Source organism: Pseudodesulfovibrio karagichevae (genome assembly GCF_041414475.1).
In the GTDB taxonomy this organism is placed as follows: domain Bacteria; phylum Desulfobacterota; class Desulfovibrionia; order Desulfovibrionales; family Desulfovibrionaceae; genus Pseudodesulfovibrio; species Pseudodesulfovibrio karagichevae.
On sequence record NZ_JBGLYH010000041.1, the window covers coordinates 21,937 to 38,265 of the forward strand.

Sequence of the window (16,329 nt, forward strand, 5' to 3'; positions counted from 1 at the left end):
TGGGCGCCTGGCGCCCGGTATCGGCAGCTTGCCCCGGGATGGTGCGGTTGAGAGGGAGGCGGACCGAACGCGGTCCGCGTCACCGAGTCCTTTCCCGTCGCGGGCTGGCTGCCCTGATGCTGTCCGGGCGTTCTGCCCGGGGCGGATGAACTACATTGCTTGAGTCGGATTTCGAGCGATGCACAGGGTTCGATGCATTCGGCTTCAGGTATGTAGTCGGCAAAAGGTACAAGCAACTGAGGACATTAATAGCATAATAATAATCATTGTCAATAAGGATCGGAAAATTCCTGGCCTTCTTTTTCAGGTTTCGGTCCGATCGACCCCACCGGTCCCCGGCCTTCCACCGGCGGCCGGACGGACGGGGACGGCCAACACGGACCATACCCCTTTTCCGCCTCCTGAACCAGTCGATTCCGTGTCGGATGCGACACGTTCCTCACATTGCCCAAACAGAAAGGCGTCCCTTCACGCTCCCCGCCCCGGCCGGGGCCCGGGACCCGCGCCATGCGGCGCAGGCCCCTTCGCCGTCGCGGCGGGCCGGACTCCGGCCCATCGCCGTCAGCGCCTTGGGCTGTCCGGGCAGAACCCTGCGTGCAGGGATTCCCGCACCCGGCACAGGAAGGTCCGGTTGTGCGACGCGCCCTCGCCCATATGGTGGTAGATGGCCATCTTGACGAAGTCGGTCAGGAAGGCCCAGACCAGGGAATAGGCCCAGACCAGTCCGATGGCCGCCCAGTCGATGGGCGCGATGAGCCCGAAGCCCCAGGCGGCCACGAAAGTGCCCAGGATCTTGGTGCCCACGGCGGACCAGATCATCACCGGCGCGGGATACGGCCGCTTCCAGAAGTACCCCCGGCTGCGCGAGACGAACAGGGTCAGGTGCCCGGACACGGCCATCTTCAGGAATATGTAGGTCTGGACCTCGGCGATGGACAGATGCAGCCAGGTCAGCCCCAGGTAGAGCATCAAAAAGCTGCCGAGCACCCCGGTCAGCCCCATGGCCAGCGAGACCGACAGGACCCGGTGCATGTTCCAGCGCACCGGGTGGGGGTCCAGCCAGGTGCGGTCGTAGGCGATGGTGATGATCGGCACGTCGTTGAGGAAGGCCAGCAGGATGATCATGATGGCCGTGATCGGATAGAAATTGAAGGCGATCATGGCCAGGACCACGAAGATCATGATCCGGATGGTCTCGGTGATGCGGTAGATGGCGTAGCTGTCCATGCGCTCGAAGATGCGCCGGGCCTCCTCCACCGCGTTGATGATCACCGAGATGCCCGGCGCGGTCAGGACCAGGTCGGCGGCCATGCGCGCGGCGTCCGTGGCCCCGCTCACGGCGATGCCCATGTCGGCCTGCTTCAGGGCGGGCGCGTCGTTGACGCCGTCGCCGGTCATGCCCACGATGTGGTCGCGCGACTGCAACAGCTTGACGATGTTGAACTTGTGCTCCGGGAAGACCTGGGCGAATCCGTCGGACTGCTCCACCTCCTCGGCGGCCTCCAGGGGCTTGGCCCCGTCCTCGCCGTCCGCCTTGAGCCACTTCCCGGCCACGGCGATGTTCTGGCCCAGGTTGAGCTGGCCGGAAATCTCCTTGGCGATGGCCAGGTTGTCGCCGGTGACCATCTTGACCTCGATGCCGTGCTTCCCGGCCTGCTCGATGGTCTCCTTGGAGTCCTCGCGCGGCGGGTCGAACAGGGGCAGGATGCCCAGGAACCGCCAGTCGCCGCCGTCCTCGCTGCGGGCCACACCGATGGTCCGGTATCCCTTGACCGCGAAGCCGTGGGAGGCGTCCTCGGCCTTGGCGCGGGCCGCGTCGTCCACCCCGGCCAGGTCCAGGATGACCTGGAGCGCGCCCTTGCTGACCTTGAAGCCCGCGCCGTCGGGTCCCTTGACCGAGGCCTCGGTGCGCTTGCCCACCGGGTCGAAGGGCACGAACTTCTCCTGAGTGTACGTGGACAGGACGTCCCTGTCCGCGAGCCCGTCCATGACCGCGATGTCGATGGCGTCCTCGTTCTCGGCCTTGGACGCCAGGCTCCCGGCCAGGATGAGCTCGGCCGCGTCCTTGGCCTCGAAGACCACAGGGTCGCCCAGCTTGAGCTTGTTCTGGGTCAGGGTGCCGGTCTTGTCCGAGCAGAGGATGTCCATGCCGGCCATCTCCTCGATGGACTCCAGGCGCGAGACGATGGCCTTGTGCTTGGACAGGGCCAGCGCGCCCACGGCCATGGTCACCGAGAGCACGGCGGGCATGGCCACCGGGATGGAGGCCACGGTCAGGATCAGGGCGAACTGGACCAGCTCCAGGAACGGGGTGCCCCGGAAGAGCTGGACCACGATGAGCACGGCCACCAGGGCCAGGCTGAGAAAGATCAGGTAGTCGCCGATCCTGATGACCGCCTTCTGGAAGTGGGACACGGCCTTGGCGTCGGACACCAGCCGGGCGGTCTTGCCGAAGAAGGTCTCCCCGCCCGTGGCCGTGACCACGGCCTCCATCTCGCCCTGCTTGGCCACGGCCCCGGAATAGGCCAGGTTGCCCACCGCCTTCTGCACGGGCAGGGACTCGCCGGTCAGGGCGGACTGGTCCACGCTGAGATAGTCGCCGTCCACCAAGCGGCAGTCGGCCGGGATGATGTCGCCCATGCGCAGGCGGATGACGTCGCCGGGCACGAGATCTCGGGCCTCGACGCTCTGCCACGTGCCGTCGCGCAGCACCCGCCCCTTCAGCGCCAGCTTGCTCTTGAGCGCGTCCACGGCGTTGCCCGCCTGGTATTCCTGCCAGAACCCGACCACCGCGTTGAACACGAGCAGGGCCAGGATAATGAAGAAATCGGCCCAGTGGCGCACGGCCAGGGAGAGTATGGCGGCCACCTCGATCATCCAGGGGATGGGCCCCCAGAAGTAGCCGAGAAACTTCATCAGGGGGCTGATCTTGTGCTCCTCCAGGGCGTTGGGACCGTATTGCTCCAGCCGCTTGGCGGCCTCGGCCCCGCTCAGTCCCTGCGCGCTGCTGTCCAGGTCCTTGAAGACCTCTTCGGGGCTGCGGTAATCCTGTTCCTTGCTGGTCGTATCCGTATGCTGAGTGCCCATGGTATGTCCTCCGCGAAACGTCCGCGATGCGTGCTTACTGTGCTGCAGGCCTGTCCGGGGTCGCCCGTCCACGATGTGGCGGCGGACCCTTGTCTGCCCGGCTCCGGCGAGGGGGCAGCGATAACGATACCTGACAACATATCACACGCGGTCCGTTTTAGGAAAGGGGCGGGCGCTTTGAGTCGACTTGTCGGGCGGGAACCCGCCGCGCTCCGGCAACATCCTCATTTCACAGGAGATCGCCGCCGGATGCAAAGCCCGGACAACGCCCGTAACCAAATCGTCGCAATCGTGGACGCGGGCCGGACGGGCTCAGGACCGTTCCGGGAGCAGGCGGACGCGCACCCTTGCGCCGGGCGCGAGGCGCGGCTCGAAGGCCGGGCAGTGGACCTCCACGGACGGGAAGGACGGGTCCGCTTCGAGGCGCAGGAGGTAGCGCACGTAGGGGCCCATGAACAGGGTCTCGGCCACGGTGAAGGGGCCGCCTTCATCCGGCTCCGGTCGGAGGCGCTCCGGGCGCAGGACCAACAGGCCGCCCTGCCCGGTCCGGGCCAGGGGGCCGAAGAGGGTCTCCAGCCGCCCGCCCTCCTCCCCGGCAAAGCAGTTGGCGCTGCCCAGGAACCCGGCGGCAAAGGGCGAGGCCGGGTTGCAATACAGGTCCTCGGGCGTGCCCTCCTGCTCCAGCCGGGCGTCGCGCAGGAGCACGATGCGGTCGGCCAGGGCGAAGGCCTCCTCCTTGTCGTGGGTGACGAAGACCGTGGTGATGCCGAGCCGGGCGCGCAGCTCGGCCAGCTCGAAGCGCATGGCCTCGCGCAGCCGGGCGTCCAGGTTGGAGAACGGCTCGTCCAGCAGGAGGGCGTCCGGGCCGGTGACCAGGGCGCGGGCCAGGGCCACCCGCTGCTGCTCCCCGCCCGAGAGCTCGTGCACCCGGCGCGCGCCGTACCCGTCCAGGCGGACCATGGCCAGGGCGTCGCGGGCCGCCTCGCGGACCTCGGCCTCGCGCAGGCCGCCCCGGCTGCGCAGCCCGTAGGCCACGTTGTCGAAGACGTCCATGTGCGGGAACAGGGCGTAGTTCTGAAAGACGAAGCCGAGGTTGCGCTCCTGCGGGGTGAGCCCGCGCATGTCGCGGCCCCGGATGCGGATGGTCCCCGCGTCCGGCTGCTCCAGCCCGGCGATGAGCCGCAGGGTGGTGGACTTGCCGCACCCGGACGGGCCGAGCAGGCAGCACAGCTCGCCGGGTTCGAAACGCACGGTCAGGTCGTCCACGGCCGGTGTCCCGGCGTAGGCCTTGGTCACGCCGGTCAGCTCGATGTCGGCCCCGGCGGAAACATGCCCTTGGCTAGCGGATGTCATTGCGCCTCCCGTTTCGGGTTGCGGCCAGCACGATGAGCGCCGCGCCCGCGCCCGCCATGGCCAGCATGATGGTGGAAAAGGCCGCGGCCTGGCCCACTTCGCCCCGGACCACCGCCTCGAACACGTCCACGGACAACAGGCGCGTGCCCGGCGTGATGATGAAGATGATCGACCCCAGGGCCTGGACCGAGGTGACGAAGGCGTACAGCCCGCCCGCCAGCATGGCCGTGCGCACCGAGGGCAGGATGATCCGCAGGAACGTGCGCAGCCGCGAGGCCCCCAGGCACAGGGAAGCCTCCTCCTGGGCGCGGTCCTGCCGGGCCAGGACCGAGGCCCCGGCCCGCAACCCCATGGGCAGCTTGCGGACGACCAGGTTGAGGACCACGATGGCCCAGGTGCCGGTCAGGATGAGCGGCGGCCGGTTGAAGGCCAGGGCGTAGCCCACGCCGATGAAGGTGCCGGGCACGGCGAACGGCAGGGTGGCCAGGACGTCCAGGGCCTTTGCACCCGGGATGCGCACCCTTTTTATCAGGTAGGCCAGGACCTGCCCGCCCAGGGCGGAAACCGCGCCCACGGCCAGGGAAAAGACCAGGGTGTTGCGGGCGCTGGCGAAGCCGCGCGTGAACACGGTCTCGAAGTACATGAGCGTGGGCGCGAGCCCGGCCCCGGCGTTGCGGGTGAACGCGGCCAGGAGCACGGCCCCGAGCAGGGCGAGCATGAACAGGGAAAAGAGCAGGCAACCGCACCAGACCGCTCTGCCCGGCCAGCCCAGGTCGAGCCGGGCCACGGGCCGCGCCTGGTCCATGACCCGGTCCCGGCCGAAGCGCGATTCGAGCGCGCCGTAGCCCGAATAGGCCAGCAGGCAGAAGGCCAGCAGGACCACGTTCAGGGCCGAGGCCGTGGCCGGATCGTAGCGCCCGATGAGCTGGGTGTACGAGGCCGAAGCCAGGGTGTCGAAGGGCCCGCCGACCACCAGCGGGGTGCCGAAGTCGGACATGGAGTGCATGAAGTTGAGCAGGAACGCGGCCGCGCCCAGCGGCGAGGCCAGGGCCAGGGTGATGGTCCGCAGCACGCGCCACGGCCCGGCCCCCAGGCTCCCGGCGGCCTCCTCCAGGGCGGGGTCGATGTTGCGCAGGGCGGCCAGGGAGAGGAGAAAGGCCGTGGTGGTCTGGTCCAGGGTCTGGAGCACGAGCACGCTCTTCCAGCTGTACACGTCCCAGGAGATGTGCAGCCACCGGTAGGTTATCAGTCCGTTGCGCCCGAAGAGGAAGATGTAGGCGATGGAGGTCACGAAGCCGGGCAGGATGATGGGCAGAAGCGCGGTCGCGGCCATGAGCTTCCGCAGCGGCGCGGCGGTCTTGGCCACCACCACGGCCACGGCCCCGCCGATGAGCGAGGCAAACAGCGACCCGGCCAGGGCCACGCCCAGGCTCGACCCGACCACGGCCCCCAGGCGCGGGCCGGTCCACAGCCGCGCGTAGGCCGAGAGCCCCCACTGGCCGCCGGGGCGCACGCTCTCCAGAAGCACGGTCAGGGCCGGATAGCCCACCAGCAGAAGGAGCACGGCAAAGGCCGCGCAGGAGATCAGGTACCCCCGGTTTCGCAGGGGCGGGGCGCTCGGCTCGGGCATGGCCGGTTCATTCCTCGGCAAAAACGGGAACGGGCCCCCGGCGAATCGACGGAGGCCCGTTTTCCCGGTCTATTGATACTTGGGGAACCGCTTGTTGAACTCGGCGACCACCCGCTCGCGCTCGTCGCCCCAGCGCAGGATGTCGTAGGCCACCAGGTTGAGGTCGGAGAGCTTGGGCACGCCGGGCAGGGTCTCCACGTCCGTGGTGGGCACGCGGGGCGAGGCCTGCATGAGGACCTTCTGGCCCTCGGGGCTCAGGCACCAGTCCACGAACTTTTTGGCGTTCTCGGGGTGCTTGGCGTTCGCGATGATCGACACCGGCGAGGGCCAGGCCAGCACGCCGTCGGACGGATAGACCACGGCCAGCGGCGCGTCGGGGTTCTTGCCCGCCAGGATGTGCGGATCCGGGGCGATGCCCACGGCGAATTCGCCGGACAGGGCCATCTTGCCCGGAGCCGAGCCGCTCTTGGTCAGGAAGGGGATGTTGGCGTAGAGCTTTTCCAGGAACGGCCAGCCCGCCTTCTCGCCCTTGATCTGGAGCACGCCCGAGACCGTGGTGTAGGCCGTGCCCGAGGTGTTCAGATTGGAGGCGGAGACCTCGTCGCGGTAGTCGGGGGAGGCCAGGGCGTCCCAGGTCATGGGCACCTTCAGCCCCTTGGACGCCAGCCGGTCGGTGTTGGCCAGGAACCCGACCACCACCAGGGACACGCCGGTCCAGTAGCCGTCCGGGTCCTTGAAGGCCTTGTCCACGCGGCTCGCGTTGGGGGCCTTGAACGGCGCGGTCAGCCCTTCCTTTTTGGCCTGGATAAAGGCGTCGGATCCGCCGCCGAACCAGACGTCCGCGCCGGGGTTGGCCTTTTCGGCGCGCAGCCGGGTGAGCACTTCGCCCGAGGACATGGTCAGGAACTCCACCTTGATGCCGGTGGCCGCCTCGAACTTCTGGGCGATGACCTCGGGACCGCCGTAGGCCACGTACATGGTCAGTTTCTTTTCCTCGGCCCGGGCCGCGCCCGCCGACAGGCAGACCGCGACGGCCAGGGCCATGAACCAGCCCGCGAATTTCAGTGTGCGCATTTCGTACTCCAACTCCTTGAGGTTCATAGAGGACTTTTCCACCTGTCAGCAGATCCTATAGGATTCGGGGGGCTCCGAAAAATCGTTAACAGCTATACGTACTGCACCACCCATAGACAAGGGCTATGTATTGGACAACGCGCCCTACTCGGCCGCGTCGACCGCCTCCCACAGATTGACCTCGGTGGGGCAGGCCGTCAGGCTCGCCGTGGCCTCGTGCATGGCGGCCATGTGCGGGGTACGGCCGTGGGCTTCGAGGTGGGCCGGGCTCTCCCAAATCTCATAGAAGAGAAAGGCGTTCCCGTAGCCTGAACGGTGCAGGTCGTAGCGCAGGCAGCCGGGCTCGGCGCGGACCTCGTCCACCACCTTGCGCAGTTCGGTTTCCAGAAGGGCCTCGCAGCCGTCCTTGGCCATGATCACGGCCGTCACGTAAGTCTTTGCCATGTCTTCACTCCTTATGCTTGCGCCGGGGCAATCCCGGCGGACCGGGACACGGTAGCCCACGCCGGGCGGCCGGGCAACCGGCGGACGGCCCTTTTTTTCGCCGGGCCGAAAACCGTGTAACCGCAGCCGGGCGCGTGGCGATGTTATCACTGTGGGCGGTGCGTTTCCCGACCCACAGGTTTCCGGGCGGCCCGGCGCCGGGCGCGGCGTCCCCTCCCTCCGGCCGGAGACCCCCGTTATTTCGATCCGGCAACCCCAACGGCAAGGGGCACCGTCTCCCGCCCCCCCCCATGGCGAAGGATCGATCTCCCCGGGGGGCCGCGCACCGCGCGGCCCCATACCGGGAAAGGGGCGCGGACCCGCTTGTGGCATCGCGGCGCATGAGGCATGCTGCGGACATTGATGGCACTTCAACGATAAAAGGGTCGAATGCCCGTACACTTGGACGACGCAGAAGTCATCGAGCGCATTCTTGATGGCGACCGGGACGCCTTTGCGCTCCTGCTCAAGCGGCACGAGAGCCATGTCTCGCAGCTGGTTGCGGCGCATGTGCCCCACGATCAGGTGGCCGAGGTGGCGCACGAGGCCTTCATCCGGGCGTACAAGGGGCTGCCGGGCTACCGCCCGATCAAGCCGTTCCGCAACTGGTTGACCATCGTGACCCTGCGCTGCTGCAAGGATTACTGGCGCAGGACGTACCGGAACAAGGAAGCTCCGGTATGCGACTTGAGCGAAGACGGACAAAACTGGCTGGATATGGCCCTGGCCGCGACTTCGACCGAGGAATTCGAGGCCCTGGCCCAACAACGGGAACTGGGCGAGATATTGAACGCGGTCCTGGCCATGCTCTCGCCGCTTGACCGCATGGTCATGACCTTAAGCTATCTGGAGGAACGACCGACCAGCGAGACGGCTGAGATGCTCGGCATCAGCGTGCCCAACGTCAAGGTGCGCGCCTTCCGGGCCAAACGGAAACTCAAAGGTTTTCTCAAACGCTACGGCATCCAAGGAGAGGAGCATGAAGCGTAAATCCCCCAACAAGAATTTTCACACCCTGCTCACCGGGATTCATGAGGCCCGCCCCGGCTGGCGACCCGACCAGTCCTGGCGCGACGCCGTCCTGGGCGAAGCCGCCCGGCTGCACGCCTCGGCCATGAACCTGGATCTCGACCTGAGCCTGAACCGGCTGGCCCCCCGCTTCACCCTTGCGGCCGCGGCCGTGTCCGGAGTCAGCCTGTTGACCGCCGTCTGGGTCCTCAATGACCTGACCGCCCAGATCCTCTTGGTCCTGACCAGCCAGGCACTCCACTTCGGCGCGCCCGGCCTCGGCATATAAGGAGCGCCCCATGCGTAATTGGAAGATCTGGACCGCTTTCCTGGCGGTCTTCCTGGCGGGTGCCCTGTCCGGCGTGGCCGGAACCGGCCTGTTCCTCAGGCTCCACTTCGCCCCGCCCGAGGACCGAGAGGCCTTTCTGGCTCAGATGACCGATCGGCTGTCCACCACCCTGTCACGGAAACTGGACCTGACCGACGAGGCGGCCAAGGCGGTGCGCGCCGAGGTGGTCGCCACCCTGGACCGCCTTGAGGAAATCCATGCCGAGCTCCGCCCCAGGGCCCAGGCCATCATCAACGACGGCATCAAGCGGGTGAAGAGCCACCTGACCGAGACCCAGCAGGCCGAGCTCGACGAGCTGATCAAGCGCAACCGGGAGAAGCCCTACAGCATCTTCCGCCTGCCGCCCCCGCCGCCACCGTTTCCCTAGGCCGGTGCAAAATCACGCCCAAACAGAACTCTCTTGTCCCACCCGGACAAACTTGATAGGGGTCTGACTCCAGTAGGCATCCGCCTTTCGGCCCCCGGAGAGAACGCGCCTAGCGCCGCTTTCCGGCACCCCGCAGGCGCGAGGAGGAAGCAGGGACCGGGTATACCGATACGCCGCCCGTCTTCACCCGACCAACGCCGCAGACGGCGTGCCTACGCGAAGATTCGAGGAAGCGTGTCGGCACCGGTGTGTCGCTTGGTCTTCAAAACCAATGTGTGGCAGTGATGTCACGGGCAGGTTCGACTCCTGTACGCTTCCGCCAATCGTCAACAAAAAGAGACAGTCCGGAGACTGTCTCTTTTCTTTTGAAGCAAGGGCCCCCGCACCAGACCGGTCTGCGAACAAGCCACACGGCTTGTTCGACAGGGAGATTATCCTTTTTTCATGCTCAACCCGATTCGCCGTCGTTGAACATCAACGCTGAGTACAGTAACTTCCACCTCTTTGCCGGCGGCCACGACGTCGGAAGGATCACGGACAAAGCCGTCCGAGAGCTGGCTGATATGCACCAGGCCGTCCTGATGGACGCCGATGTCAACGAAGGCGCCGAACTTGGTGACGTTGGTGACGATGCCTGGCAGCTTCATGCCCTCATGAAGATCCTTGATGTCGTTCACCCCTTCGGCAAAGGAAAACACGCTGAACTCCGCTCGCGGATCACGACCGGGCTTGGCGAGTTCATTCATGATATCCCGGAGGGTCGGCAGGCCGACATCATCAGAGACATAAGCGCCGATGTCCACGCGGGCCCGGGAGTCCTCATTCGCAACCAGTTCGGAAACAGAGCACCCCGCGTCCTTGGCCATCTTTTTCACCAGATCATATCGCTCGGGGTGGACGGCGCTGCCGTCGAGAATCTCCTTGCCTTTGACGCGGAGAAATCCAGCGGCCTGCTCGAAGGCCTTGGGGCCAAGCCGAGGCACCTTGAGCAACTCGCGCCGTGAAGAAAACGATCCATTCTCGTCTCGGTACGCCACGATGTTCTCGGCCAGCACCGGTCCAAGCCCGGAGACATGGGTGAGCAGCTCGACGCTGGCGGTGTTGATATCCACGCCAACCGAGTTGACGCACCGCTCCACCACGTCATCGAGTCCTTTTTTCAAAGCGGTCCGATCCACGTCGTGCTGGTACTGTCCCACCCCGATTGATTTGGGATCGATCTTGACCAGTTCGGCCAGGGGGTCCATGAGCCTGCGGCCGATGGAGACGGAGCCGCGCACGGTCAGATCAAGATCCGGGAACTCACGCCTGGCCACTTCGGAGGCCGAGTAGATGGAGGCACCGGACTCGTTGACCAGAACGACGGGAATGACAAGGCCAAGCTCTCGCACGAAGGCCTCGGTCTCGCGCCCTGCCGTGCCGTTGCCTATGGCTATGGCTTCGACGTCATATCGCGAACAAAGATTGCGGAGTATGTGCGCCGCGTCAGCCTGCTGTTTCTTCGAGCCGGTCGGATAGATCGTGGTATGGTCCTGGAGTGTGCCCTGGGCGTCGAGAACGGTAAGCTTGGCGCCCGTTCGGAAACCGGGATCAAGCGCCAGTACGCGCTTCTGGCCGAGAGGCGCCGCGAGCAACAGTTCGCGCAGGTTCGAGGCGAATACGCCGATGGCTTCGGCATCCGCCCTCTTCTTGATTTCCGCACGGACCTCGTTCTCGATGGAGGGGCGAAGCAGCCGTTTGTAGCTGTCTTCAAGGGCCGATTCGACCTCTCGGGCATCAGGGCCGGAACCGTGGACCAGTTCACGAATCAGCAGGGCCACGCCTTCCTCATCCGCCGGTCGCACGGAGAGCCGGAGAACCTTTTCCTTCTCTCCTCTGAACATGGCCAAGGCCCGATGTCCCGGAACACGCACTAGCGGCTCGTCCCACTCGAACCAGTCCCGGAATTTCTGCCCTTCCTCCATCATCTTCTTGACGACCTTGGATTGGAAACGGCCGCGCTTCACGAACAGGACGCGGAGGGCTCCGCGTATTCTGGATTGCTCGCTCACATCTTCCGCGATGATGTCCCGTGCGCCGGCAAGAGCGGCCTCGACGTCGGGCACCCCCTTGTCGGCGTCGACAAAGCGCTTCGCCTCCGATTGGGGATCGACGCCCGACTGCTTGAAGAGCAACTCCGCCAGAGGAGCCAGGCCGCGTTCCTTGGCGATGCTCGCGCGTGTCTGGCGTTTGGGGCGGTACGGGAGGTAGATGTCCTCAAGGATGGTCTTGTCCTTGGCGTTCTCGATGGCGATCTTGAGCTCGTCGGTGAGAATATCCCGTTCGGCCAAGGAGGAAAGAATGGCGTCGCGGCGCTTGTCCAGTTCGGACAACTCGGCGAGCCGGTCACGGACCTTGCCGACGGCCACTTCGTCCATGCTGCCTGTGGCCTCCTTGCGATAGCGGGCGATGAAAGGAACCGTGGCCCCTTCGTCGAGGAGAGAGGCCACGGCTTTTACATGCTTGCCGGAGAGCGCCAGTTCTTGCGAGATGCGCTGGATGTGTTTGTCATTCAAGCTGTTATTCCTGTTTTCTTAATACATGAGTGATTATCTCTTCACCTGGATAAGGGCTGCGCCCAACGAATCGGCACACTCTCTATCATGGCCTCCTTATCGGCGCCACCGTCCATGAGGGCATCCCATACATTCCGCCCTTATGGTTTTCATCCTGAATTCCGAATCGCCCTGGAAAAGCGGACGTTTTTGGGTCATCCGGCCGCGACGGCACGAACGGTGAAAAAAATCATCAACGACAACGAGGCGATAGGCCAATCGCGAGGCACTCACGCCAGGCTCCTGTACGCTTCGGCCAATGCTCTTCATTGAGCCCGGCCCCCCGGGCTTTTCTTTTTTTCAAGATTATAACCCCCGGATGAACGTCGGTGTGGTATAATGGCAGGAACTAAACCCTCAACCCTACGGAGACACACTATGCCGAATATGGATTACCCCGGACCGTGCCCCAGTTGCATGGGGATAGACGGCTGCCCGACGGACGCGGGCAAGCAGGAGGCTGTGGCCCACTATTGCAAGGGACTGGAAATGGAGCTCAACACATGGAAGGCTCGCCTCTATGATGTCCTGGCATCCGAAAAGAGCGGCGACCTTGCCGATGAGATCAACCTGATCAAGTCGACGGTAAAGGAAATCGAAGCCGTCGCCGCGCAGATGCAGGGCACCTGCCCGAGCAGCTTGAGCGACCAGGAGAAGATCGTCGGCGGCAAGCTTGAAGACCTTCGGGTACATTACACCAAGGCCCTTGAAGTCATTGCGCCCGGTTGGTTCGGAGGATAGCTCGAGCGCATTTCGACCCTTACCCAAAGCCACCCCTGCCGGTGGCTTTTTTGTTGCCGGATCGGCCACCGAGGCCGCGCTTGAGCCCCGGGCAATTGTCCGTACGGCGGTTGCGGGCAGCGACGAAAAAGCGCCTGTCCTCCAAAGGAGAACAGGCGCTCATGCCGTTCAGGGCGTAATCCGCGAACTACCAGCGGGGGCGTTCTTCGCGGGGCTTGGCTTCGTTGACCTTCAGATTGCGGCCACCGAAGTCCTTGCCGTCGAGAGCTGCGATAGCTTCACGAGCGCCGGCATCGTCCATCTCGACAAAACCGAAGCCACGCGGGCGGCCGGTTTCGCGGTCTTCGACCAGCTTGACGGAAGTGACTTGACCAAAAGCTTCGAACGCGGTGCGCACTTCGGCTTCAGTAGAGGACCAGGACAGATTGCCGACATAAAGTTTCTTAGACATCCAAATTCTCCAAAAGAGTGATAATGTATGGCGCCCGTGCGCCGTAAAAAGGGAGCCGCGTACAAGATGCGTACACGGCTCCTCGATAGACTTGTAGACTTAAAACCAGCGCTGGCCACAATTTGACCGCGCCTTCACGGGTGCGGCTGGTGCAAGGTGCGTTTATCCAACTTTTGCGATTCGAAGTCAAGCGCTATTTCATAAAAACAAAAATAATTATAAAAAAACACTGTTCATACCGTTTCCAGCGATGCAACCGGCATTGGGCTTCGAAATCCGCTCGGTTCGTTTTGGGGCATTTTGTTGCTCCGCCAACGCACCTGCAGGCCGAACGACAGGCCATCCCGCCGAATCAATACATCGGCATTCGGCTACCGCACTCCGGCAAGGCAAGGCCATTCCCCATCACTTCGGCAGGAACCGATGAATGAGGGGATAGAAATCCGCGACGAAACGGTCGAGCACGGGCTCGTGGCCTTGCTTTGCATCGGCGATGGGCATGGAGATGCGGATGAAGGCCGCGTCCTTGCGCCTGGAACTCAGGGAATTCAGCATCTCGGACAGCTTGAGGGCGTACTCGCTGGTGAGGAGCCTTCCCCTGACCTGGTACCAGTAATAGAAGGAGACCGTATAGGCGTCCTTGCTCATGACCGTGTCCACGATCTCGATGTCCCTGCCGTCGTCGAGGCGGACCGGGACGAGTTCGGTGGACCTGGTGAACCAGCCCGCGCTGGGCAGGCAGTTGCGCGGGGAATGGATGCCGCCGTCGCCCTGTCTGCCGCCGTGGTAGCCGATGTACAGGGTCACCCGGTTGCCCTTGCCGTCCACGTAGTCGCGGGACATGTAGTCCGTGGGCCGCAGGATGGCCATGATCTCCGGGGAGAAGACGTCCTCGCGGACCATGCGCCACTCGCCCACCGTCACGGGGAACTCGGCCAGGGGCCGATCCAGGAGTATGGGCCTCGGCTCGACCAGATGGATGTAGGCCCCGGCGGCGAGCAGCAGGGCCAAGACGAGGACGAACTTACGATTCATGGCGCTTCTCCCCCAGTTTCAAGGCCCAGCCGATCAGGGCCATGATGACCATGGCCACGAAAAAGACCATGAACCCGGCGAACTCGTGGAAAAATCCTTCCGCCGCCACTTTCCCGTAATGCTTGGCCAGGATGCCGGTCACGAAGACCCGCATGATGTTGGTGATCACGGCCACGGGCAAGGCCGAAACGATGAGCACCCACTTCTTCCACACGCCGCGCTGGGTCAGGAAGGCGAAGGCCACGCTCAGCGCGACCAGGGACATGAGCGAGCGCAATCCGCTGCAGGCGTCCGCCACTTCCAGGGTGATGTTGGGCAGCATGATGATGTTGCCCTCGCGCAGGACCGGATAGCCGAAGGCGACCAGTCCCTTGACCGAGACCTTGGCCACGAAGAGCTTGAGCGGCATGGTCATGGAGTCGTAGATGATCACCGGGATCGGCACCATCAGCAGGAGATACAGCAGGGGGAGCTGCATCCGCTTGTACGGCTCCCAGCCCATGACGTAGATGATCGCCCCCCCGGTGATGACGATCATCGAGGTCCGCATGGTGAAATACTCCGTGGCCAGGGAACCCACGACCAGCTGCGCCACGCCCAGGAGCACGATCCAGAGCCCCCAGCCGGCCGGTTTGATCTCGGCCTGGAGGATGTTCTTCCGGTTGGCCCACAGAAAATAGGCGGAGACCAGCGGGACCAGAAAGCCGTGGGAATAGTTGTCGTCCCGCGCCCAGTCCGAGACCATGGCGGCGATGATCTTGTGGTAGACCAGGCCGATGGTCACTATGTACGCGGCAACGTACCATTTGTTTGCTTCAAGCCATTTGGAAACTGTCACTTGTCCTCCGGGTCCCGACCGTTGCGTGTTCCGTTATCCTGCGCCGCCCTACCCCTGCGGCCTGCTGATGCCGACGGTGACGGTTTTGGCCTGGTGGCGGATGGTGTCGATGGGGCGGGTCATCTCTTCGATGGCCTTGTTGAGGATGGTCAGGATGTCGGCCAGGCGGGCCTCGGTGGCCTGGATGGCCCGGGACTGGTTGACCAGCCAGAGCATGTAGTTGGCCAGTGCGGCGGCCACCCGGGCGGGCAGGGCCGAGTCGGTCGCGCCCGAGGCGATGCGCTCGTTGCACTCGTTCAGGGCGACGAGCAGCTTTTCGCGGTCGAAGGTGGCCGTGTCCTCGAGCATCTCGCCGATGAGCACCCGCGCCTTGCGGAACGGCTCGGCGTGGCCGTCGATGGCCTTGGCCGCGGACACGCCCCACCAGTGCCCGGCCACGGTCTCGAGCACGAAATTGAGGCCGCCGCCGGCGCGGGGGACCTTGACCGTGGCCTCGGCCACGCGGTCGAAGCGGTCCTCGTCCTCGGCGCAGAACACGATGGGCGAACCGTTGTGGGCCTTGAAGATCGTGGTCTCCTTGACCGTGTCCGTGACGACCATCTCGGGCAGGTCCGAGGCCATGACCAGGGTCAGGGGCTCGGTGGACAGGTCGATGTGCTTCTTGTCCTCCGTGACGTCGCACGGAATGGATTTGTAGCATAATTCCGACAGCTTGATGCGCACTTCCTGGGCCGCGACGCAGTTGGCGCCGTTGCCGACGAGCGCCCAGTAACGGTGCACGGGCGCGTACTTGCGGGCGACTTCCGCGATGGATTCCTTGTTTTCCAGGACCTTGTCGATCTTGCCGGGCAGTCCTTCCAGGGCGGTGATCTCCTGGAAGATCGCGGCCTTGTCCAGGGTGCCGAGGACGTCCGCCAGCCACAGCGAGAGCAGCTTGCCCGCCGCGATCTGGGAGTAGAACGCCTTGGTCGAGGCCACGGCCATCTCCACGTCGCGGCCGTTGCTGGTGTAGATGTGCGAGTCCGACTTCTGGACCAGGGGCGAGTTGCGCCGGTTGACGATGCAGTTGACCCACGCGCCCCGGTCGCGGCACAGGTCCACCACCCGGTTCGTGTCCGTGGTCGTGCCCGACTGCGACACCGGGATCAGGAACACGTCGTCCATGCGCTCGTCGCCCATGAAGCCGATGAGCTCCGAGCCGGTGTAGGACTCGATGGACATGCCGGTGTCGGCCAGGGTGCGGCGCAGGAGCCGGGCCACGGCCATGGCGGCCACGGCGGCCGTGCCCTGGCCCACGCAGATGATCCTCCGGATGGGCC

Annotated in this window: 14 protein-coding genes and 1 tRNA gene; 5 read left to right on the forward strand and 10 right to left on the reverse strand. The window is 64.8% G+C overall.

Annotated features, from left to right (window positions below):
• Positions 1-561: 561 nt before the first annotated feature.
• The 5 genes from AB6M95_RS13465 to AB6M95_RS13485 form a co-directional block, all read right to left on the reverse strand.
• Positions 562-3,087, reverse strand: a complete 2,526-nt coding sequence (locus tag AB6M95_RS13465) for a plasma-membrane proton-efflux P-type ATPase (RefSeq protein ID WP_371387279.1) — start codon at positions 3,085-3,087, stop codon at positions 562-564.
• Between the two features lie 312 nt (positions 3,088-3,399).
• Entirely contained in the window at positions 3,400-4,440 is a 1,041-nt protein-coding gene (locus AB6M95_RS13470; protein ID WP_371387280.1) for an ABC transporter ATP-binding protein, read from the reverse strand.
• Positions 4,427-6,070, reverse strand: a complete 1,644-nt coding sequence (locus AB6M95_RS13475) for an ABC transporter permease (RefSeq protein WP_371387281.1) — start codon at positions 6,068-6,070, stop codon at positions 4,427-4,429. The genes AB6M95_RS13470 and AB6M95_RS13475 overlap by 14 nt, the downstream gene beginning before the upstream one ends.
• Before the next feature lie 69 nt (positions 6,071-6,139).
• On the reverse strand, positions 6,140-7,144 hold the full coding sequence (locus AB6M95_RS13480) for an ABC transporter substrate-binding protein (protein ID WP_371387282.1): 1,005 nt from the start codon (positions 7,142-7,144) through the stop codon (positions 6,140-6,142).
• A gap of 144 nt (positions 7,145-7,288) precedes the next feature.
• The gene (locus AB6M95_RS13485) at positions 7,289-7,588 is read right to left on the reverse strand and encodes a putative quinol monooxygenase (protein WP_371387283.1); all 300 of its coding nucleotides are present in this window, start codon (positions 7,586-7,588) and stop codon (positions 7,289-7,291) included.
• A 429-nt stretch (positions 7,589-8,017) separates the two neighbouring features.
• On the opposite strand from AB6M95_RS13485, the gene AB6M95_RS13490 reads away from it, so the two are divergent.
• The 4 genes from AB6M95_RS13490 (at position 8,018) to AB6M95_RS13505 (ending at position 9,673) form a co-directional block, all read left to right on the forward strand.
• Entirely contained in the window at positions 8,018-8,617 is a 600-nt protein-coding gene (locus tag AB6M95_RS13490) for an RNA polymerase sigma factor (protein ID WP_371387284.1), read from the forward strand.
• Positions 8,607-8,924, forward strand: a complete 318-nt coding sequence (locus AB6M95_RS13495) for a hypothetical protein (protein ID WP_371387285.1) — start codon at positions 8,607-8,609, stop codon at positions 8,922-8,924. The genes AB6M95_RS13490 and AB6M95_RS13495 overlap by 11 nt, the downstream gene beginning before the upstream one ends.
• Positions 8,925-8,934: 10 nt before the next feature.
• Positions 8,935-9,351, forward strand: a complete 417-nt coding sequence (locus AB6M95_RS13500; protein ID WP_371387286.1) for a hypothetical protein — start codon at positions 8,935-8,937, stop codon at positions 9,349-9,351.
• 228 nt (positions 9,352-9,579) lie between these two features.
• Positions 9,580-9,673, forward strand: a tRNA-Sec gene (locus AB6M95_RS13505).
• A 109-nt stretch (positions 9,674-9,782) separates the two neighbouring features.
• On the opposite strand, the gene AB6M95_RS13510 is transcribed toward AB6M95_RS13505, so the two are convergent.
• A complete protein-coding gene (locus AB6M95_RS13510) occupies positions 9,783-11,906 on the reverse strand; it encodes a Tex family protein (protein WP_371387287.1) in 2,124 nt (707 codons plus the stop codon).
• Between the two features lie 417 nt (positions 11,907-12,323).
• On the opposite strand from AB6M95_RS13510, the gene AB6M95_RS13515 reads away from it, so the two are divergent.
• Entirely contained in the window at positions 12,324-12,686 is a 363-nt protein-coding gene (locus AB6M95_RS13515; RefSeq protein ID WP_371387288.1) for a hypothetical protein, read from the forward strand.
• 187 nt (positions 12,687-12,873) lie between these two features.
• Here AB6M95_RS13515 and rbp read toward each other — a convergent pair whose 3' ends face one another.
• The 4 genes from rbp to AB6M95_RS13535 all read right to left on the reverse strand — a co-directional run.
• Positions 12,874-13,137 (reverse strand): RNA-binding regulator, encoded by a 264-nt coding sequence (gene rbp, locus AB6M95_RS13520; protein ID WP_371387289.1) that lies wholly within the window; start codon positions 13,135-13,137, stop codon positions 12,874-12,876.
• Positions 13,138-13,542: 405 nt separating this feature from the next.
• Positions 13,543-14,172 carry an exosortase C-terminal domain/associated protein EpsI gene (locus tag AB6M95_RS13525; protein ID WP_371387290.1) on the reverse strand — a complete coding sequence of 210 codons (630 nt, stop codon included), beginning with the start codon at positions 14,170-14,172 and terminating at the stop codon, positions 13,543-13,545.
• Positions 14,162-15,010, reverse strand: a complete 849-nt coding sequence (xrtA, locus tag AB6M95_RS13530; protein WP_371387291.1) for an exosortase A — start codon at positions 15,008-15,010, stop codon at positions 14,162-14,164. The genes AB6M95_RS13525 and xrtA overlap by 11 nt, the downstream gene beginning before the upstream one ends.
• Positions 15,011-15,058: 48 nt before the next feature.
• Positions 15,059-16,329: SIS domain-containing protein (locus tag AB6M95_RS13535; RefSeq protein ID WP_371387292.1), on the reverse strand; the 1,271-nt coding region annotated here is incomplete at its 5' end.